This is a genomic window from Neolewinella litorea (assembly GCF_004803465.1).
Taxonomy (GTDB): domain Bacteria; phylum Bacteroidota; class Bacteroidia; order Chitinophagales; family Saprospiraceae; genus Neolewinella; species Neolewinella litorea.
Window position 1 is genome coordinate 45,995 of sequence record NZ_SRSF01000011.1, and the last position, 20,603, is coordinate 66,597.

General features: G+C 61.5%; 18 protein-coding genes. 2 read left to right on the forward strand and 16 right to left on the reverse strand.

The genetic code is table 11. From position 1 onward, the window contains the following. Nucleotides 1-171: 171 nt before the first annotated feature. The 5 genes from E4021_RS15985 to E4021_RS16005 all read right to left on the reverse strand — a co-directional run bounded on the left by E4021_RS15985 (nt 172) and on the right by E4021_RS16005 (nt 5,601). The gene (locus tag E4021_RS15985; protein ID WP_136460385.1) at nt 172-822 is read right to left on the reverse strand and encodes an SDR family oxidoreductase; all 651 of its coding nucleotides are present in this window, start codon (nt 820-822) and stop codon (nt 172-174) included. A 62-nt stretch (nt 823-884) separates the two neighbouring features. Continuing rightward, nucleotides 885-2,246, reverse strand: a complete 1,362-nt coding sequence (locus E4021_RS15990) for a D-arabinono-1,4-lactone oxidase (RefSeq protein WP_136460386.1) — start codon at nt 2,244-2,246, stop codon at nt 885-887. Nucleotides 2,247-2,456: 210 nt separating this feature from the next. Next, nucleotides 2,457-3,872, reverse strand: a complete 1,416-nt coding sequence (locus tag E4021_RS15995; RefSeq protein WP_136460387.1) for an AMP-binding protein — start codon at nt 3,870-3,872, stop codon at nt 2,457-2,459. Between the two features lie 208 nt (nt 3,873-4,080). Beyond that, nucleotides 4,081-4,977 carry a sugar phosphate isomerase/epimerase family protein gene (locus tag E4021_RS16000; RefSeq protein WP_136460388.1) on the reverse strand — a complete coding sequence of 299 codons (897 nt, stop codon included), beginning with the start codon at nt 4,975-4,977 and terminating at the stop codon, nt 4,081-4,083. Nucleotides 4,978-4,980: 3 nt separating this feature from the next. Next, nucleotides 4,981-5,601 carry a class I SAM-dependent methyltransferase gene (locus E4021_RS16005; protein WP_136460389.1) on the reverse strand — a complete coding sequence of 207 codons (621 nt, stop codon included), beginning with the start codon at nt 5,599-5,601 and terminating at the stop codon, nt 4,981-4,983. A 140-nt stretch (nt 5,602-5,741) separates the two neighbouring features. On the opposite strand from E4021_RS16005, the gene E4021_RS16010 reads away from it, so the two are divergent. Further along, a complete protein-coding gene (locus tag E4021_RS16010) occupies nt 5,742-6,185 on the forward strand; it encodes a hypothetical protein (protein WP_136460390.1) in 444 nt (147 codons plus the stop codon). A 169-nt stretch (nt 6,186-6,354) separates the two neighbouring features. Here the strand turns inward: E4021_RS16010 and E4021_RS16015 are convergent, their stop codons facing one another. Together E4021_RS16015 and E4021_RS16020 are read right to left on the reverse strand one after the other, a co-directional pair. Beyond that, nucleotides 6,355-7,101, reverse strand: coding sequence for an SDR family oxidoreductase (locus E4021_RS16015; protein ID WP_136460391.1), 747 nt, complete (start codon nt 7,099-7,101; stop codon nt 6,355-6,357). Nucleotides 7,102-7,150: 49 nt separating this feature from the next. Continuing rightward, a complete protein-coding gene (locus E4021_RS16020) occupies nt 7,151-8,257 on the reverse strand; it encodes an acyltransferase family protein (protein WP_136460392.1) in 1,107 nt (368 codons plus the stop codon). A gap of 144 nt (nt 8,258-8,401) precedes the next feature. Between E4021_RS16020 and E4021_RS16025 the strand changes: the two genes are divergently transcribed. Continuing rightward, nucleotides 8,402-9,406, forward strand: a complete 1,005-nt coding sequence (locus tag E4021_RS16025) for an NADP-dependent oxidoreductase (RefSeq protein ID WP_136460393.1) — start codon at nt 8,402-8,404, stop codon at nt 9,404-9,406. A 1-nt stretch (nt 9,407) separates the two neighbouring features. Here the strand turns inward: E4021_RS16025 and E4021_RS16030 are convergent, their stop codons facing one another. From E4021_RS16030 to E4021_RS16070, 9 genes are all read right to left on the reverse strand, one after another. Beyond that, on the reverse strand, nt 9,408-13,070 hold the full coding sequence (locus tag E4021_RS16030; RefSeq protein ID WP_168797653.1) for a BamA/TamA family outer membrane protein: 3,663 nt from the start codon (nt 13,068-13,070) through the stop codon (nt 9,408-9,410). Between the two features lie 242 nt (nt 13,071-13,312). Beyond that, a complete protein-coding gene (locus tag E4021_RS16035) occupies nt 13,313-14,719 on the reverse strand; it encodes an alpha/beta hydrolase (protein WP_136460395.1) in 1,407 nt (468 codons plus the stop codon). A 180-nt stretch (nt 14,720-14,899) separates the two neighbouring features. Further along, the gene (locus tag E4021_RS16040) at nt 14,900-15,577 is read right to left on the reverse strand and encodes a hypothetical protein (RefSeq protein ID WP_136460396.1); all 678 of its coding nucleotides are present in this window, start codon (nt 15,575-15,577) and stop codon (nt 14,900-14,902) included. Nucleotides 15,578-15,793: 216 nt separating this feature from the next. Continuing rightward, on the reverse strand, nt 15,794-16,282 hold the full coding sequence (gene aac(6') / locus E4021_RS16045) for an aminoglycoside 6'-N-acetyltransferase (RefSeq protein WP_136460397.1): 489 nt from the start codon (nt 16,280-16,282) through the stop codon (nt 15,794-15,796). Nucleotides 16,283-16,325: 43 nt separating this feature from the next. Further along, nucleotides 16,326-18,080, reverse strand: coding sequence for a discoidin domain-containing protein (locus tag E4021_RS16050; RefSeq protein WP_246050316.1), 1,755 nt, complete (start codon nt 18,078-18,080; stop codon nt 16,326-16,328). Between the two features lie 64 nt (nt 18,081-18,144). After that, nucleotides 18,145-18,642 (reverse strand): YybH family protein, encoded by a 498-nt coding sequence (locus E4021_RS16055; protein ID WP_136460399.1) that lies wholly within the window; start codon nt 18,640-18,642, stop codon nt 18,145-18,147. A gap of 42 nt (nt 18,643-18,684) precedes the next feature. Beyond that, nucleotides 18,685-19,110, reverse strand: coding sequence for a response regulator (locus tag E4021_RS16060; RefSeq protein WP_136460400.1), 426 nt, complete (start codon nt 19,108-19,110; stop codon nt 18,685-18,687). Next, nucleotides 19,107-19,910 (reverse strand): sensor histidine kinase, encoded by an 804-nt coding sequence (locus tag E4021_RS16065; protein WP_136460401.1) that lies wholly within the window; start codon nt 19,908-19,910, stop codon nt 19,107-19,109. Before E4021_RS16065 ends, E4021_RS16060 begins: the two co-directional genes overlap by 4 nt. Next, on the reverse strand, nt 19,900-20,457 hold the full coding sequence (locus tag E4021_RS16070) for a heme NO-binding domain-containing protein (RefSeq protein ID WP_136460402.1): 558 nt from the start codon (nt 20,455-20,457) through the stop codon (nt 19,900-19,902). The genes E4021_RS16065 and E4021_RS16070 overlap by 11 nt, the downstream gene beginning before the upstream one ends. Between the last annotated feature and the right edge of the window lie 146 nt (nt 20,458-20,603).

A 20,603-nucleotide genomic window follows, 5' to 3' on the forward strand; every position in this document is an offset into this window, starting at 1 on the left:
TCGGACGTTTTTGACCTATTCTAGGTCTTCTTGACCCAGTCTAAATCCTAAATCGGGTTTAATTCTCGTAGTGGTACCCGATTTTTCTTAAGTATGATAAAACGCGGGCCCAAATTGGATCATCACGTCCGACGTCCAGCAAACTCCCAGCCGGACCACGTCCGACGTCTGTCACTCCGTCAGCGCCTCCTCGATCGGGGTATCCCCCCGGTTGAAGGTGATGATCTGGCCGATCGTGCTGTCCTGCTGCAACACCTCCAGGATGACCTGCGCCACGTCGTCGCGCGGGACGCTCTTCGTCTCGTCGGGATTTTCGGTGTTGATGCGGCCGGTACCTTCCTCGTTCTTCAGTGCGCCCGGCCGCACAATGGTGTAGTCCAGGCCCGTGCCCTTCAGCACCCGGTCGGCGTAGTGCTTGGCCACGTAGTAGGGCTTCATCCCCTCCGCGTCGGTCCAGCGGTTGCGGTCGTCGGTGTGCAAGGCACTCAACATGACAAAGCGTCTGATCCCGGCCCGCTGCGCGGCTTCCATGCATTTGACCGCCCCGTCGAGATCGATGGTCAACGTTTTGTCTGAACCGGTGCTCCCCCCCGAACCGGCGGAAAAGACCACGGCGTCAATGCCCTGCATGTTGGCCGACAGAGAGGCTACGCTGTCTTCCAGACTGGCCACGCGGGCCTCCACTCCCTTCTCGGCGAAGAGTTCGCGCTGCTCTTCCTTGCGGATGAGGGCTACGGGCGTGAAGTCCGGGGCCTCATTCAGTTTGTCGGTGAGGAGTTGGCCCACTTGTCCGTGGGCGCCGACGATCAGTACATTCTTCATTTTGCTGGGGTTGTCCTGATCCAATGGCTTCCCAACCCCCAATGTTCAACCTGCGGACACCCTCAACCGAATACCCGTTGTTTGAGAAAGTCGTTCCGAAACTTCCCCGCCGGGTCGTACCGGTCGGCCAGCGCCGCGAAATCCGCCAGCCGGGGGTACCGTTGGCGAAGCGTGGCAGCCTCCAGGGTGAACAGCTTGCCCCAGTGCGGCCGTACTCCGAAGGGTTCCAGGGTCGCCTCGATCCGGGGCAGCAGGGCCATGACCTCCGGTCCATCCGGCTTCCAGGTAAAGTGGATGGCCACCGAATCCTGCTGATAGCAGGGGCTCGCCCAAAATTCATCCGCGGCAATGGTGCGGATCTCCGAGATCATCAGGTGGGGGTGGATCTGGTCGCGCAGGGCCTCTATGGCCAGTAAAGCCTCCACCGCCCGGTCCCGGGGCACGAAGTATTCCGACTGCAGTTCCTTGCCCGCACTCGGCGTGAAGCCCATCCGGAAGTGGGGCAAGCGATCGTACCACGGACCGGGGCGGCCCAACTGGTCGCTCACCGCTTCGTTGGAGAGGCCCGCGATGGGGTGCAGGTTCTCGGTGGCCGCCCTGGCCCCGTAGAAGTCGTCGCCCAGGTCGTCCGGCGCCGCGTCCATGCGCCGCTTGATCCAGACCTCACTGACCTTTCCGTCCATCCAGTCGGTGAACAGGCTCACGCTGTACCCCGCCGACATGATGGCCTGAAAGTGATCAGTAACCGCCGCCAGGGGCAGGTCCGTGAACACATCCTGCCGCACCTCAAAGGCCGGTTGTACGGCCAGCGTCAACCGGGTCACTACTCCGAAGGCTCCCAGTCCTACCACTACCGCCGGGAAGTCCGGGTGCTTCCGGTCGATCGTAACCAACTCACCGTCGGCCTTGACCAGGTTGAGTGAGACCACCGAAGTAGCCAGGTTGCCATTGGTAACGCCCGAACCGTGGGTGCCGGTGGCGCAGGCCCCGGCCACGGTGATGTGGGGCAGGGAGGCGAGGTTGTGCAGGGCGTAGCCGCGAGCGTGCAGCTCCTCGGCAAAGTCGCCATAACGCGCCCCGGCCTGTACGTCAACCGTCTGCCGCGCCTCATCCAGCCCGAGCATGTTGTTGAGCTTTTGGGTCGAGATTTGGTTTTCGGGACTGTCGGCAATACTGTTGAAACAGTGTCGCGAACCGAGCGCCTTCTGCCGGTCCAGCCGGTGGACCAGGTCCTGGACTTCCTCCACGGTCGTGGGTTCGTAGAGGTTGTCGGCCCGGTAGGTGTAGTTACCCGCCCAATTTTGCCGGACCCCGGGGCTTTCGACCAGCGCGGAGGGGGGCCGGGTAGAGCAGGAGGCCAGGGGCAGGATTATTCCACCGGCAACGGTCACCGCGGTGCATTTCAGAAAGTCGTTGCGTCTCATAGGCGTGCGGGGGGATTTGACCCCTACCAACTTACGGAAATCCTGCGTAGGGCGGCCACCCATGTTCCCGACGCGGCGCTGGGTGCCGGACAGCCCGGGGTGCTATGGCATTACTCTGCACCTGCGCTCCGCCGCAATAAAGCAACCGGGGCGCGGTCGCGGGTCCTGTGATTCCGACAAGGGGCCGGGCAAGGTGGTTCAGCCTCGCTACTAATGCACCGACTGCGCGTGTCCATGAGCCCGGCTCGTAGTGTCACCAGAACCTTCGGAGAGAAAAAAGTAGCCGTCGGCGTCCTGGCTGGCCGTATCCCCGGTGAGGTAGTAGTGGCCGTCCTGCGTAAAGCGGCGGTCGGCCGGGTCATCGCCCAGGTGGTGCTCCCGTAGGAAGAAAAAGGGCGACCCCGTATCCACCGCGAGGCGGCCCGTCTGTCCGGGCGGGGCTTCCCGGCCGTCATCATCCAGGATGGTGATCCGGAAACCTGGCGCGGCGTGTCCGATGGAGCCGGCACGCGAGGGGCGTTGCAGGGCGGGAAACTGGTGATTGGCCAGGATCATGCCGACCTCCGGCCAGCCGTAGTGTTCGTGTATCCGCACCCCCAGATGGTCCTGCGCCCATTCGATCACCTCCGACGACAGGGCATCGCCCACGGATGAGGCCGCCCGCAGGTGGATCTGCTTGCGGAAGCCCTCGGGCAGGCCCTCGGCGCGCATTCTGCGGTAGACGCTCGGATAGGCCACCAGGTTGGTGATGCCGTGCTTCATCAATATGCGGTAGCTGGATTGCACATTGAAGGGGGCGTTGTAGAACAAGGTAGTCTGATCCAGCAGCAGCGGCCCGATGAGGGCGTAGAACAGCCCGTAGGCCCCGCCGGGATCGGCAATGTTCCAGAAACGGTCGGCCTCCTCCAAGCCAAGACCGAAACGCATATAGGCCTCGATCGAAGCCAGCTTTCGCACCGGTACTTCAACCCCATTGAAGGCCTCAACCCGCCCGGGGGGATAGAGCAGGACAAAGGGATCGTCACCGCTGAGGGTAGCCGAATTTACATCCTCCTTCGCTGAGTGCAGACTGGGCCAGAACGGGGTATCGGATTCGTCGGCCAAGGCTTCATCCGCTTGCCGCCGCCCCGTGATGGTCACTACTCCGGGGGAGTTATCGGAACCCTGTGCTTCGGCCCGGGTCCTTAATCTGGATCGGCGGTCGGCGTCGGTCACCACCACCCCGGCACCGGAGTGTTCCAGGCGTTGCTGCACGCCCTCGGCGTCGAGGTTGGCCGACAGGGGCACGTGTATGGCTCCCAGTCGCCAGATCGCCAACGTAGTGATGAGCAACTCGGGGATGGGCGGCAGCAGCGTGGCTACCCGACTGCCGCGGGTCACCCCCAACTGGCGCAGTACGGCGGCGAATTTTACCGACAGGTCACGGATCTCGGCGTAGGTACAACTGGTGCCCCCGCCCGAGGCATCCTCGTAGATCAGGGCCAGGCCGTTGGCTGCATCCGCGTGGCGGTCGCAGAGGAGGTGGGCTACCCGGATTTCCGAGCCCTGGTACATCTGCAGCAGCCGTTGTACCTCCCCCGCCGTTTCATCACGGGGTGCTGCCTGGGTTTGGTCTTCTTTCAGCATGACGATAGTCCTTTTACGGGTTACATCCCGCCCGAACAGCCGGCAGGAGAGCGATGGCAGACAAGATGTCTAACCACCGAAATCCGAAATAAAATAGCGGAAATAACCCGAATGCCGCGAATTGAGCCCGTGTTTCGAAGATTTATTTATCGGTAATACTGAGGCTCAGACCGTGCACAACTGCCCGGTGAGCGGGGATATGCTTCGCTTACGAGAAATGGGCTAGCAAATGCTTCCGGAAATAGTCGGCACTATCCGCCGCGCTCCGCAGGGCACTGTGCGTAAAATTTCCACCCTGCTCGAGGTAGTAGAACTCCAGTCCGGAGCGAACGGGATCCGGCAGCGCCGCAGCGTAGTCGATCGACCCGTTGCCCAGTTCGGTGTAGTCGCGGCTCTCCTTGTGCATGTCCTTGATGTGCCACATCACGAAGCGCCCCGGCTGGTCAGCCACCAGCGCCTGGGGGGTGGTCCGGCCGGCGTGCATCACCCAGTACATATCCATCTGCAGCTTCACGAGCGCGGGATCCGTTTCCTGCAGGATGCGTTCGTAGCTGGTCTTGCCGTCGTATTCCTCGAATTCGAAGCCGTGGTTGTGGTAGGCAAAGCCGAGACCGGCTGCTTTGGTGCGTTCGCCGATCGTATTCAGCAGGTCGGGCAGGGCGCGGAAGGTCGCTGCGGTACGTTGTTCGGGGGCCATCCAGGGCCAGGTGAGGTAGCGGAGGCCCAGGGTGTGCGCCCCTTCAATGCACTGGTCGACGAACCGCAGCATCGCATCTTCCCCGGCGTCCAGCAAGGAAGAAAATCCGAAGTGGCCGCTGGAGGCGGTCAGGCCCAGGTCGTCCAGCATCTGCCGGAACTCGGGCGCCGGGTGGCCGTAGAAGGTGCCTTTGTCTGCATCAAACCCGTAGATCTCGAAGTCCTGGTAGCCCATCTCTCCCACCCGACGCAGCGTATCCGCGGCGTCGCGGGTCATGTCCTCATTGACAGAAAAGAGCTGCAGGCCCATTTTAAAGCGCGGGTTCGGCCGTGGCGGGTGGGAAGTACGGGACAGTAAGGTGCCGGCGCCCAGCAGGCCCAATCCGGTGATGAACGTTCTGCGGTGCATAACTCAGGATTTGCGGAAACTACAAAATACGAAGTTCTGCAGCGTAGCCGCGGGCGTCCGGTGATCCACCTGAATGCACTTGATCTTTTCGAAACTGGCCGACAGCCGGCGCGTCATGGAGTCCTGGGAATACTGCTTAACCCGGATGCCACTGCACTTATCGGGCCCCTGCTCCGAAAAGGTTCCGATGACCAGCGCCCCACCCGGCACCAGGCTCTCCCGGGCCGTAGCTAAATACCGTTCGATCTCCTCCTCATCGGTCAGAAAATGGAAAGCGGCGCGGTCGTGCCAGAAGTCGTAGCGCTCCGTGGGGTGGAAGTCCGCGGCGTCCGCCACGATCCATTCCACGGCCGCGGCCCGCTCTCCCAACCGTTCCTTGGCGCGGTTAATCGCCGCGGCGGAAATATCGAGTACGGAGAGGTTGCGGTACCCGCGGTCCAGCAAGCGATCGACCAGCAGGCTGTCGCCGCCCCCAATGTCGATGACACGGGCCTCCGGACCGATTTTTAATTCCTCAACGAACGCCAGGGAGGTCACGGGGTCGGGTTGGTACCAACTCACGTCCTCCAGCTTCTTGGTCCGGTAGATCTGGTCCCAGTGCCGGGTGCGGTCGAAAACTTGCATATCGAGGTAGAAATTGGACGTCCAATATCGGTTTTTCCCTGCGGTCGCCGGCAAAGTGTCCCAAACGTCCACCGAATGTGCGGTTTGACCCCCTTATATTATAGAGGCTCACCCATTTATTCCCTACAAATCACTTCCCCATGGAATGGACCGACCTGATCCCGGGATATTCCGCTTACCAACTGCTCACCAACCCGATCAACGGTGAAGACGTCGAGGACTACGCCGGATGCGCTCCCACCGAGGAAGCGTGCGAATCCGACCCCGTAATTGCTGCCCAGGACTGCGCCCGCTGCGTACAGCGGAAACTGCTGGCCGGGCTGTCCGAAGTGCTGCCCCTGGCCGGTGTAGGCATCGTCAAAGGTGCCGGCGGCATCATCATCAAGGAATTAGCCAAATCCCTCGCAAAGGCGGCGGCGGCCCAAAGCACCAAGTCGCTCGGTGCTGCCTTTCTGGGGCCCATCGGGGTTGGTATCGCGGCACTGTCCGCCGCCGATGCCCTGACCGCGATTTACAAGGCCCTGGACATGGCCAAGGCGGCCATCGATGCCGAGGGACGATATTGCCGGTGCGGTGATGGGTAAGCGTTGAGAAGCCTCTCACTTGCCCTTCCCAAGGTGGCCTGCTCTTGGCACCTTGGTCGCTTGAGGCTAAAACGTGGCCGAAATGAAAGGGGCGCGGACGCGGGTGCCGGGCAAAGCAGGATAAACCTTACGGATTTGGCTGGCGGCAACCGTTCAGTCGATCGCTGGATCATCCATAGATCATCTTGCGGGTCATTCCCCCGTCGATCACGAAGTCCTGCCCGGTCACGAATCCGCTTTTTTCCGAGAGCAGATACTCTACCATGGTAGCCACGTCGAGCGGCACCCCTACCCGCCCCACGGGATGCTGGTCGTGGTCGGCTTGTGAAAGCTCGGTGGGTTCGCCGTCCTTCTGCCAGGGCGTTACGTCTATCCAGCCCGGACTGATGCTGTTCACCCGCACCTCCGGGCCGAGGCTCACGGCCAGCGCGTGGGTGAGGGCAAAGATGCCCCCCTTGGAAGCGGCGTAAGCTTCGGTATGGGGCTCCGACATCAGGCGGCGCGTGGAGGACATATTTACGATCGCACCCCTGCCGGACCGCAAGTGGGGGGCGGCGTACTTGGCGCAGAGAAAGGCACCCGTCAGGTTGGTCCCGATGATCCGGTTCCAGTCCCCCAGGGATAGCTCCTCGAGTGGCTGGTGCACGAAATGGCCGGCGTTGTTGACCAGCCCGTCGATCCGGCCCCAGGCATCAATCACTTCCCGGATCGCGTCGCGTACCGACGATTCCGACGAGACATCCGTCTCCATAAAGCGGGCCTCTCCCTGACGCTCCGCCTCCGCCAGGGCCGCACGGCCTGCCTCTGCGTCCCGCTCGAAGAGCGCCACGCGGTACTGACGGCCGGCCAGGTAGACGGCGGTGGCGCGACCAATACCCTGCCCGGCTCCCGTGATGATGATTACTCGTTTTTCCATTGATCACGGCCTGAGCCGGTTTGATTCTTTTTTACAATTGCCCGCTACTTCAAACCTTCACGAAGGTGCCGTTGCGGTACATGTACCAGAGTATCAGGTAGAGCAACCCGAAACCTCCCAGTACGGTGAGCGCCGGATAGTAGCCGCCCAGGTACGGCTCCAGCCCGTAAAGCAATTCATCGGCGATGCCCGGAAAGCTGATGACGTGGGAGATCACGTAGGCCACGATGGCGTTCATGCCGATCACCTTGAGGGGAAAGGTCCAGCCGGTTCGTCCTTTGACGTCGATTACGTAATAGAACAGGGCCAGGAGCAGGGCACACACCCCGGAAGAGGCCAGGACGAAGGTGCTCGTCCAGATTTTCTTGACGATGGGGTGCCAGATGCCCCAGATCAGTCCGACCGCCAGCGCGGCCGCCCCGCCCGCGGCGAGGTAGAGGGCCACCTTGTTGCGTGGAAGGTCCGACTTGATGAGCTCGCCGGCAAAGAGTCCCGAAAGCGTGGTGGCCGCGAAGCCCAGCCCGCTCAGCAACCAGGTGTACTGCAGGCCGTCGTCGAAGCGACCGAGAACGAGCCGGTCGACGTAAAGGGCGAAGTTGCGATCGAGAAGCAGTTCACTCTGCCCCACCCCGGGGACGTGCGGCAGGGTAAGCAGCAAGGCATAGCCCACCAGCAAACCCGCGAACAAGGCGTAGCGGCCCCGCCGGCTCAAGTGCAGCCAGGCGATACAGGAGACTAGGTAGCCCACCGCAATGGCCTGCAGGGTATTGCTGAAGACGTGAAAGCGTTCCAGGTCCCAGGCCAGCAGGTTGCCCTGTACGATCCAGCCCAGGACGAACAGTATCACGAAGCGGCGGAGCAGTTTCGCATAGATCTCTCCCCGGCGCAGTCGTTCCTGGGTCCGCGCGGAAAGCGAAAACGGGATAACCGCCCCCACCACGAAAAGGAACAGGGGCATGATGATGTCGTAGAAGGTAGACCCGAACCACTCGGGGTGATCGAACTGCCGCGCCACTGCCCCGGTCAACGGCGTATTCACCCCCTCGTAGAGGCTCCAGAAAAAGCGATCCGCAAAAATGATCATCAGCATATCAAAGCCCCGCAGGACATCGATGGAAAGGACCCGCGGCGGCAGGGGGGGCGGCGTATCGTGCATGCAGGGCGACTTGTGGCGCCTAATATACTGCGCGTACCTACCGGTGGAAACGTGCCTCCCACCGTACCTGGATGTCCTGGGTCCGCCCCCCGGCACCTGCGGCCGCGCCTGCGTACCTTACGACCAACCGAAAACGACCCATACATGATCAACAAGCAGCAGATACTCGCCAAACGCCCCACCGGCATGCCCGGCCCCGACACCTGGACCCTCACCGAAAGTGAGGTGCCCGAACTGAAAGACGGCGAGGTCCTCATCGAGCAGCACTACATCTCCCTCGACCCGGCCATGCGCGGCTGGATGAACGACTCCCGCTCCTACATTCCCCCGGTAGGCATCGGGGAAGTGATGCGCGCCGGCACCGTCGGGAAAGTGATCCGGGCCAAAAACCATCCGCAGTTCAAGGAAGGCGACGTGCTCAGCGGCTGGGGCGGCGTTCAGCAGTATACCATTACGAACGGCGAGGGATACTACCCCGTAGATACTTCCCTGGCCCCCATGCCCACTTATATCGGCACCCTGGGCATGCCGGGCATGACCGCTTACTTCGGCATTCTCGAGGTAGGCAAGATCAAGGAAGGGGAAGTGGTGGTGGTCAGCGGAGCCGCCGGCGCAGTCGGCTCCGTGGTCGGCCAGATAGCGAAGATCAAGGGGTGCCGCGTGGTGGGCATTGCCGGCGGACCCGAGAAGTGCCGCTACCTGACCGACGAACTGGGCTTCGACGCGGCCATCGACTACAAGAACGAATCGGTGTCCGCGGCCCTGAAAAGCCACTGCCCGGACGGGATCGACGTCTACTTCGACAACGTAGGCGGAGAGATACTCGACGCCGCACTCGCCCGATTGCGCCGCCACGCCCGCGTGGTCATCTGCGGAGCCATCTCCCAGTACAACAACCGAGACAACGTCAAGGGCCCCTCCAATTACCTGTCACTGCTCGTCAATCGCGCTACCATGCAGGGCATGGTGGTAATGGACTACGCCGAAAATTACGCTACCGCCGCCCGCGAAATGGGAGGCTGGATGCAGGCCGGGAAGCTCAAGAGCCGCGAGGACATCTACGAGGGCATCGAAAACTTCCACGCCACCTTCACCCGGCTATTCACCGGCGACAAGCAGGGAAAGCTGGTGCTGAAGGTGAAGGAGTGACCTAGAAATTGGTCCCTACCCCGAGCTGTACCAGACCCGTCTCCTCCTCGGAAAATCCCAGCAGCATACTTACCGTGAAGGAACGCGACAGCGGGATCACGTAGAAGCCGCCACCGTAGGCGGAATGGTAATCGCTGGGCTCCTCCCCGTCCTGCAGGATCTTGCCGCGGTCGTAAAAGGCCCGGATGCCGATGGCGAAGGGGGCGATACGACTGCGGATGAGGGCCAGGGGCGTGCGGAATTCCGTATTGTAGAAGAAATAGCCGTCGCCCACGAAGCGGTGGCGCTGGAACCCCCTGAGTCCGTTCTGCCGCCCCAGGGAGGGCAATTCGTAGAAAGGTGCCTTACCGCTGCTGGAGGCGTAGCCCGTGCGGAAGCTCAGCGAGATCGGGAAGCGGCGGGTACTGAAGTGGATCTCGGCGGCGATCCGGCTCACGCCGAAATTGGCGGCCTCGTCCTTGCCGTATGCCTGCTTGTGGCCGGCTTCCAGCATTACGCCCTTCGAGGGGAAGATCGGATGGTCGCGCAGGTCCACCACCATCTCGGGTTCGAGGTAGGCGAACACCAGGTCGCCGTCGCCGTAGAGCCGGTCCGGGCGATCCAGGATAGTCCCCTCCCGGTCGGTCGTTTTATTGTTCTGGTAGCCGGTGCTCAGGCTCACGAAACTCCGGCCCGCGAACCGACGGCGCAGCGCGCCCTCCACTGAAAAATGCTGCAGGCTGACCAGGTAGTACACATTGCGGTCGAGGTTGGGATCCTGCACGGAGGTATTGCCCAGGCCGTAGAAGAAGTTGTACAGATCGGGCCGACCGAGGCGCGAGGCCAGTACAAGATCGGCGTAGCGCAGTACCTCACCAAATTCCACACTCGCATCCAGGGCGGCGTTACCCAATGAGCTTGCCTGGGCAAAGAAACGGTAGCGGGTGCTGAAGTCGCGGCGGGTGAAGCTGCGGCGGGTGTAGGTCAGGCCTACGCCGAGTTGAGCGCCGTTGTAGGTATTGAAGCCGGCACTGGCCAGGGGGGTCAGGGTGTTGTATTTGAAGGCGGTGCGGTCGTAGTAGTAGAGCTCGTCGCGCCAGCTCTTCACGAACTTCAGGCCGGGAACCGCGACGTCGGGCTCGGCGGCATCCTGGTCGTCGTAGACGAATACTTTTTCCGGGTAATCATTGGGGTGGCCGGCGTTGAAGGCATCGTCGCCCTTGCCCCCGATGAGGCGTACCCGTATTTCATCGCCCACCTCACCGCGGGTGGCGAAGGTGTCGTCGTCGCCCAGGCCGTAAACCCTTACTTCTTCCGTTTCCCCCGGCAGGAAGGTGCGTTGGTACAGCACCTGTCCTTCGCTTTTCCCCTTCAGGTCGATGACCGTAACGGTCAGTCGCCCATCGGGCAGGGCCTCCAGCAGAAAGGCTTCCTCGTCGTTGGTCCCTACAACGTCCACGATCCGGGCGTGCAGCGCGTAGTAGGCATCCGCGTAGGCCGGCAGATCGTCGCGTCTTCGCTTCAGTTTTTCGAGCAGGATGGCTTGCTCCCGCCGGTACTTCTCGGACTGTGGCCCATCGGATACCGGGTCGGGCACCTGCGCCACGGCCCGGGCGAGGACCTCATCGGTGAGGGCCGATTGAACCATCGCCGCCTGTTCCCGGTAAGTTTCCCGCGACACCCCACTGAGCAGCAGGCGATCCATGTGCCGGGCCTGAAAGGTGAGACTGCGGATATCGGGCTGCCCGTAGCCGAAGTTTTCGAGGTTCGGTACCGCCCAGCGCCGGGAAGCCAGCCAGGGGAACAGTCCGTCGAGGCGGGAGAAGGCATTGTCCCGATCGCGAGGAATGGGCCGGATCCGGTCCACGCCGCCTTCCTCGTACCGGGCCCACTTCCAATTGTCTTCGTGCTTCGACCAGTCGCCGATCAGCAGGTCGAACAGACGCGCGCGGACGAACTCCGCATCGTCGATCCTTACCTCCTGGTCGTCAAAACGGCCGCGAAAGAGTTCGAAGCTTTTCAGGACCTCGTCGGCGCCGAATGTGCCTTCCCGCGATTGCTTGCGACTGTCCCCCTGGGGCCGGATCTCCAGGGTACCGAGCATGTTGCCGAAGGTGGCGTTGTAGTCGCCCAGCAAGGGATCCGGTGCGAGGGAGTACAGGGTCGGCGTGGCGTGGAGGATGTCAATTTCCTCAAGCAGGGGCGCTACGATGACTCCACCGTAGGGGTGGCCCGAGGAGGTTTGGTCGCGTACCGCATCCCCGATCAGGGTATTGCGCAGTTCGTAACTGAAGGTGCCGGAAGGGTCCTTGTCTACCGACCGGAACGCATAGCTTTCGCCGCCCGGCGCCTGCAGCACCAGGGAGGTCGTCTGCCGGCCGCCGCCTTCGCGTACCGGTTGCAGACCGCCGGAAACTTCCGAGAGCCGTAACACCGGCACTTCGACCTCCGTGGTCCAGACGTCGCGGTAATGCCGGCCGAGGAACCATTCCCCGAGGGCCGAACGGCGGTACTGCGGTCCGGCGGCAAGTTGGACGGTAGGGGTGGCGGGGGGCACCACTTCCGGGGAGGCCACGGTATCCGTAGGACAGGGCGGGTAGGCGGGGTTGCGGGGCAGCTCTCCGCCGCTCTCCTCGCAGGGCGACCGGTACAGCCGGGTGGTCCACTCGCCCGGATTAGCCGTGACGTAGCGGTAGTCGACACTGCCGTCGGTGGCGAAGCGCAGTTCGGTGAAGCCGGGGGCGCGACTCGTATGCAGGGCGGGTTTGTGGCGGGCCACCCAGGCCCCGGGTCCGGCGGCCCCGGCGTTGACGATGTAGTTGCGGCCGAACCTGAGCAACTGCTGGCTCTGGTCCTGCGCCCCGATAAAGAGCAGGCCCTCAAACTGGCTGTTGTAGTCTTTCAGTTTATCGGCCAGTTCCGCGAAACGGACGTTGGTCAGTTCTTCCGGCGTCCCCACGTTCTGCCGGTACGAGAGGGCAAAGCTACCCGCCACCGGGGGCAGGAAATGATCCCGCAGGGGAAATTTACCACCGTAGCGACCCTGGGAGACCGGCGGGTAATGACCGGCGAAGATGATGTTCTGGTCCAGGTGCTCATCAATGGTGCTGACTATCTCGTCGAAGGCAATAGTGGGCTCGGCAAAGTCGCATTCCGCATCGGCCGGTATGGGCTTTTCGAACGGGTGGTTCCACCACTGGGTATTGAGCATTAGCAAGCGCACCGTGGGCGAGAGTTCTACCGTTTCGGGGCCGGGGCAGCCCTTGTTGAGGGGCCAGTGCAGGTTATCCAGGTTCTGATTCTCCAGATAGGATTCGAGTGCCTGGACGCACGCCAGGCCGTTTCGTCCCGATTTGTCCCAATCACGGTCGCCGGGCAGCAGGTAGAACTGGGTCCGGGGGTGATCCCGGATAAGCTGCAGCAGGGGTGCCAGGGTCGGAAAGGCCGCCGCGTCGGACTCCCCCCCGGCGCCGTAAGCCAGCATGGCCTCTGTGCAAACCGGAAAGTAATCGCCGGCCAACAGGACGGCAACCGGGTCGCCCGGAACATCAATGCGCGTCCCGAGGGCTTCGTAAAAGGCGGGAGTGGCGTTGTAGGTGTTGCCGGCAACGAGAAGGCGCAACTGGGCGGGAAGCAGGGTCGGGGCGACCAGGAGCAGCCCCGCCAGTACAAGTAGTTTGTTCATAGCCGAATAAATGGGTGCCGTCGAATTCATTCACCTGTCCGCCGCGCCGCTCGATTTCTCCGGTAACCGCCGAAGGGAAGTGGCGCGATCAGCAGGCGATCACCGTTCCGGGTCAGCGCCCGGCATGCATTAATTGCACACTAATATAACCCCCGCGGGTGACTTTCGGAATACCCTGCAGTAGCCCTTTCCGATCGGGCGGGGCTCCTTCAAAGTAACTTCTATCTTCGCGCAACTGCCCCCTACTCCACCCTGAAAAACTGGCCCGTCCACTCCTTTCGGCCCGATCGGAGGCGCAACCAGTACACTCCGGGCGACAGGTCGCCGATCAATAGCCGTCCGTCGGTGAGTTGCACCCTGCGTACGGTGCGGCCATGCTGATCGTACACCCACCCGCGATAAGGGCCGGTGCCTGGCAGGTCGACATTGAGCGTATCGCGGGACAGCGTCGGCCACAGGCGCAGTGGCTCGGCTTGCAGGCGGGCAACCCGATTGGGCATCTCCGCGAACAGCCACCGGTAGGCATCCTCGAATTCTCGGGCCCAATACCACTCGGCGTGCTGGCCATCGGCGTGTAGTTCGGTCCGCAGTTCGCTGGTCCCGAAGCCGGCCTCCCGCAGTACTTGCGCCATGCGAAGCACATCACCCGTGACGTTGTTGCTGCCGGAATTCTCTTTGTAGCCCGCCAGCAGGAAGTAGCGTTGCGGCGCCCGACGGCCGGCTTCGGCCACGAAGTCGTAAATATCCCCGGTGTACCACAGGCTCGGAGAGAAAACGCCCGCCCGCCCGAAGACATCGGGATGCCGGGCGGCGGCGTACAGCGAGAGCAGTCCGCCCAGACTGGAGCCCATGATTCCCGTGTTTTCGGCGTTGTCCCGGGTACGGAAATGGGTGTCCACGTAGGGCTTTAGCGTCTCGACGATAAAGTCGACGTATTCCGCTCCCCGCCCTCCGCCGTAACGCGCGTTGGCGTAGGGCGTCAGTTCGTTGATGCGCTCCGCACCGCCATTGTCTATTCCTACCACGATTACCCCGGGGTCGCCCGCGGCGTACAGTGCGTTCAGGGTTTCATCCACCCGCCATTCTCCGGAAAAACTGGTGGCCTCGTCGAACAGGTTCTGTCCGTCGTGCATGTACAGCACGGGGTACCGACGGTCGTCGTCCGCATAGTCGGGCGGCAGGTACATCACGATCCGCCGGTAGCGATCCAGTTGCGGCAGGTAAAAGGCGGAATCCAGTACGATCACATTCTCCGCGGCGGTGGAGAGTTGGGCGCCGCCCCCGCCGCCGTCTTCCCAGCCGGCGATAGCTACTGCTTCGACCTGCTCGCCACCAGTATAAGTTACGCTGCGGTTCGGCCGGTTATTTCCCTGAGCGGTGCCTTCCACCGTGGCCCAGTCGCCTCGGGTGATCTTGTACTCGTAAGTGTCGGCCGCCAGGTCGAGGCGCAGTTCCCACTTCCCATCGGCGTTCTGCATCATTTGGTAGTCCGCGTTCCCCGGTGTCCAGCCGTTGAAACTGCCGGCTACGTAAAGGGTCACGGGATCGGGAGTAGTGGCGGGCAACTCGCTGATCCGCAGGATCAGCTGGGCGGACAGCGTCCACGAACAAAGGCAAAGGAGCAGGGGGGGAAACAGGGGGCGGTACATCGGGCAAGGATAGGGAAAGTATCGGGGTCCGTCTTGCTTCCTTCAGAGGCTTTGGTTTACCACAGATTACACGGGTTTGGTTTCACCGACTCCCCGCGGACTACCCATGCGACGCGTGGGCCACAATCCGCGATAAGTCGTAAAAACGAATCGGTGGAAAACAGCCATCCCACAAAATCGCTACTCCTCCCCCGCCAGCGGCGAGATCATGATGTGCGCCCGGTGCGTACCGGGGTCCATGATCCAGGGGTGGTTGGGGGCAATGGGAGATTCCGGCAGCCCCGTACTCTCCGCCGTGGCGTAAGGCATGTACACCACGTAGCGGTACTGCGCGCCGGCTACCTTGCCCGTTTCCGGGTTGTACCGAGCTTCGGGTCCGTAGTAGATGTGCAGGGTGGAGCCCGCTTTGCCCATGCTCAGTTTGTTGGACTTCACCTCGTCTTCCCGCATCGCAAAGATGTCCTGGGCGCTCTTCCCTTCCGCCTTCAGTTCCCGGCCGCGGGCCATGAAGGGTTCCAGGTCCTTGTGATAACAAGCGGCATTGAAGCCGTCCTGCTTGGGATCGTCGGCCAGGCAGACGAATTCGTTGGTGCCCTCGCGGAGCGTGACGAACTCACCGGCCATATTGTAGCCGATGACCTTGGCGCCGGCCCGGCTGGCCTCGGGAGCCGCCAGCAGGGCCGTTTCCACGAGCGCTTCGTCGGAGTTGATGTCCTGGTAGTTGGCAGGGTCCTCCGCCATGGGTGCGGCTTCGGTTTCGGTTTCGGATACCGCGGTGACGCGTTCGTCGGTTTCCTGCTCGGCGTTGCAGCCGGTAAGGATCAGGGCGAGGAGGAGTAGTTGGATCGTGTTTTTCATGCCGGTTGTTTTTGTGCAGGCCACCACTTGCCTGCCCCCTGCGGCGGGGGCTGCGGTTTGCCAACCATTAAACTAAGCTTTTTCCTCCACAGCCCCGGCACCCGCTGACGAGCCCTCATGAAAAACAGGGCCTGACCGCGGAAACTCCCCCGGGCGGCGGAGCGCAGGTGCCAGAGAACGTGGTTGCGCAGTGGCCTTCGGTTTCCCCAGCAAACCCTAATCTGGGGGTGCGTCCTCCTCCGGGCGGGAATGACCCCCCGTTGGACGGTCGATGGATTTTACGAAGCATACCACCCGCTTCACTTCCCGGAACCCGGCCGCGCCGTGGAAGGCGATGCTGTCCCGGTTCGTCCACTCGGTATCGGAAGCAATCTCGGTGCAGCCCTTTTCGCGGCCCCAGATCTCCGCATGTTGCACCAGGGCGCGACCCACGCCCCGCCCGCGCCACGCGGGAGACACGTACACGCCTTCGATGTAGGCGACGGGCAAGGAGGTGGCACCTTCCACGTAATCGGTCCGCAGGGAAAGTTGAACGAATCCTATGGCCGCCTCACCGGCTAGCGCGATCAGTTGGTCCTGGTACGGGTCGGCCAGAATGTCCCGTGCGGCCGCCAGTTCGCCCGCGTAGGACGTTTCCGGCCACAGGGCCACCGCCATTTCGGCCAGGGCGGGCAGGTGCGCTTCCGTTGCTGTGATTATCTCCATTTCGGGGGGGTGCACCGTTGGACGGTGGTATTCTACTCGCGTGCTAGTCTACCTTTTGTATTTCCGACCGCTCCGAAATCCCGCTGGCGTTGAAGGCTTCGATCTGGAAGTAGTAGGTATCGGCGCGGTCCATGCCGGTGAAAAAGTAGCCATTGTCGCCGTACACCATGATGCTGCCGTACAGCTTCTCCGGGTCCTTGCCGAAGTAGATGTTGTAGCCGTCGGCCAGCGGGTTCTTTTGCCACTTGAGCCATGAGGCCAGTCGGTTGCCGGCCCGGTCCGGGGGGGAGCGCAGCACGACGAAGTGCTGCACGGGGTCGGGCACTTCACCGGCCCCCTTCCCGAATACCCGGAAACCGCTGATGGCAAACTTGCCCGTCGGCATGGCGCGGTTCTCCAGTTTGAGGTAGCGGTAGGTCACGGGTTCGGGTAGTTCGACGTAGTCGTGGGGTACGTCCGTCTGGTTCTCCCGCTTGTCGACCACCACTTCCCAATCTTCTCCGTTATCGGAGCCGTAGATTACGTACTGGTGTTTCTTGCCCAGGGTCTTGCCCAGGAATTCCGCGTCCTGATCGGCGTAGTTGACCTGAATGGCGTGGATGGTAGACACCTCTCCAAGGTCGGTCTGCAGCCACTCCCCGGCCTCCCCCGTAGCGGCGCTCCAGTAGGTCTTGATGTCTTCGTCTACGGCGAAGTTGGCGTGCAGTCCGCCGAGGGTGGAGGAGACCTGTACGGGCTTGTTGTAGTTGAGCAGCATCCAGCCGGCAAATAGTCCTTTGGTAAAGTCCTTCCCCCGGGCCTGCGAGGGCAGGAGGGTCGGATAATCGCCGAAGGCCGTGTTGCAGTACATCACGTCGTCGGCGTCGAAGCCCGCGGGCCAGATGCCGATCCGCCGCTCGAAGTTGTTCTTCACCGAAATGAAGATGGTGGATACGTGCCAGTACTGACCGTGCGCGTCCTGAAAAGTGGCGCCGTGCCCGGCCCCGCGCGCGAAGCCGCCCGGCTTGTAGGAGAAGGGATTGTGCGCCTGGTAGCGAAAGCCGTCCAGGGGGTTGTCGCTCACCAGCACCCCGTCGGCGTAGCCGCTAAATTCGGTGCCCGGAGCGGCGTACTGGAAGTAGTACTTGCCGTTGTGCTTCGTTACCCAGGCGCCCTCCACGAAGGGGGCCAGGAAGACGTTGTCGTTGTACTCCCCGAAACGCTCCCAGCCGTGGTCGTTGGGGTGCAGCTTCATGATGGGCCGGGTGAGGCCGGTGGTCTGAAGGTTATGGGTGTGAATTTCGGTACCCAGCAGCGGGAACTCGTTGCTGGAGCCCCAGTAGAGGTACAGCTTGTCGTCCGCCTCCTCGTAGAAGAAGGCCGGGTCCCAGGCCCCTACGTTCAGGGTATCCACGGCGATCTCCCAGTCATCCCGGGTGGGGTTGCCGCTTTTCCAGACGGGGAAGTCCAGTTCCCAGGTGGAGCCGTAGACGTAGAGCGAATCCCCCATCACCCAGGCCGCCGGGGCGTTCAGGTCGTGGGTGTATTTATCGTCGAGTAGGAATCGGCGATGGACGAACGTCCAGTCGAGCATATCGGCACTGTACCAGTAGCCTTCCTGATTGGTGGAGAAGAGGTAGAGCGTATCCCGGAAATTGACGATCACGGGGTCTGCCGTGGCCCGGTGCCGCCCCTCAACCGAAAACCGCTCGAAGGGGGTGTAGCCGTAGTCGATATTGACGGGGTTGCAGTAGGTCCGCTGCTGGGCCTGGAGGCAGCAGGACCCAAACAGGCAGAGTAAGAGTAGCAGGAGTGGCATTCGCATAGATCACTTTTGGGCGGGGCATGGCCCTCGTTTCACTAAGGTAGGCCGCCGGACCTCGTTACTGCCGCGGCGGTATCTCCCACCCTCCGGCCGAGTCGAACTCGGCGGCATCGGCGTTCGAGGTGGCATCGATGAGGAAACGGTACCCAACCGGGGTCGGCCTTACGACGGTGGAAAACTTTCCGTAGGAAACGAACAGGGGCTCCCCATCGGCGGCCACGGCGGCCAGCCGATAGTATCCGTTGTCCAGTCGTTCCTGACCTTCCGACTGGCGGTCCACCAAACGGAAGGTCAGTACGAGCCTTTGGTCCCTTTCCCGGACTCCGGCAAAAAACGATTCGAAATAGGCTTTGATCCGTTCTCGCCCCCGCAAGGATTTGGCGGGCTGACCGTCGTAAAGATTCAGCAGGTAGGCACTGTCGAGATACAAGCGGGTGACGGCTGCGGCGTCCAGCCGGTCGTAGGCTGCGGAGAATTCCCGGTACAAATCATCGGGCGTGGCCTGAGCGTAGCACTTTCCGCAAACGAGCCAGAGGAACAGAAAAGCCATTCGCATGATCGGGGGATTTTCAGCAGGGCTCGGATCGCGGGGTGTGGTCTAGGAAAAGCGATCCGGAAAGTATTCTCCGAGCATGCTTTCCAGCAGGGGTACGGTGAGGGGCTTGTTGTAGAAACCCTTCACCCCCGGCATCCGGTTGGCGCGCTTGCGGTCCTTATTGTATTCGGAATAAGTCAGGATGAGTACGACGGGGCGTTGTTCCTCGGGTATGTCTAGGGCATTGTACCGGTCCATGAACTCCCAACCGTTCATGGCGGGCAGGTTGATGTCCAGAAAAATGAGGTCCGGGAGTCGCTCCGGTTCGTCCTTCCACTCCTTTACCAGTTCGTAGGCTTCCAGGCCGGTGCGGGCTACGGTGATCTCCTCGGCGCATCCCAGCTTGCTGATGATTCTTTTTTGCAGGAACACGTTGGCCGGGTTGTCCTCCACCAGTAAAACCGACAGCAACTTGCGCTCCGAGGTCATGTGGCCAGGCTTTTGTTGATCGTAAAGTAAAAGGTGCTACCTACTCCTACTTCTGAATCTAACCAGATCTTACCCCCATGGAGTTCGACGATCTTCTTGCAATTCGCCAGCCCGATGCCGGTGCCCGGATATTCGTCGTTGCTGTGCAGCCGTTGGAAGATGACGAAAATCTTTTCCCTGAACCGCTCTTCTATCCCGATGCCGTTGTCTTCCACGAAGAATTCGTACTCATTTTCCCGTTCCTTCACCCCGAGGTGAATTTTGGGAGCCACTCCTTTGCGGCGGAATTTGATCGCATTGTGGATCAGGTTCTGAAACAGCTGCGTCCATTCAATTTCGAAGACGTTCACGTGGGGCATGGGTGAGTAGCTGATCTCGGCTTCCGTCTCCCTGATGGATTTCTGGAGGCCGTTGATGATTTGCTGCATCACCTTGTTGGTGTTCACCATCCTCTTGGTGCGGTTCTTGCCCACCTTGGAATACTGCAACAGGCTTTTGATCAGCAGCGACATGCGGTCGGCTCCGTCGCGGATGTAATCGAGGGCCATGCGCGCCTCCCCCTCGAACTTATCGCTGTAGTCTTCCTCGAGGATCTCCACGAAACTGATGATGGTACGCAGCGGCTCCTGCAGGTCGTGGGAGGTCAGGTAGGCAAAGAGTTCCAGCTCGAGGTTCTCCTCTTTTTTCAGGTGCAGCTCACGGGTGCGGTCTTCGATCATGTCTTCGAGGATCCGGACCTTGCGTTCCGCTACTTCCAGTTTCTTCCGGTACCGCTCGATCTTGTCCGCTTCACTTTCCATTCCCCGGAACAAAGTTTAGGTGAAAATCGCAGAACTCGACGCCATCCCGGGTATAGATGCGGTGCGTTTGATCGATGGTGTAATCAAAATATTCGGCCACGCCACCGATCAGTCCCTCCATCATATGGTACAGCTTGCGCTTGGAGTAATAGGTAATGATCAATTCCTGCTCCGAAGGTTCTTCGTATACGAAGGTGGGAAGGTAGGTATCGGTGTACAGTTTTTTCACCTCTACGTGGACGACTTTTTCGATGGTTTTCAGGAAGTCTTTCGGATGTTGATAGGGAGTTACGAATACCGGATACCGTTCCACTAACTTGAAAAAGGCAAAATGTCCCAGTTGTCGCATAAAATCCTGTTGGGTGCACCCGAGTTCGCGGATGGACTCCCCGATGATAGCGAGGAAGTCGCCGTCGGGATAAGTTCCGGGTGCCACGAAGGGTTCGCGGGTAGAAATATCGCTCGCTGTGAAGATCCTTTCGGTCCTTTCTTCTCCCACCCGATCTTCCAGGAAATCCTCCAAAATATTGAACATCACTCCTTTCATCCCGACACACTTTGACAGTTATTCCTTAATCAACTCCGTGCGGCCGGGATCAATTGACCCACGGTCCGCAGTGCGAAGGTAACCTGTTTAGGGCCACCACGCCTGATCGGGGTCCGTAAGGGACGGTCTCCGGGGGCGGTGGTCGG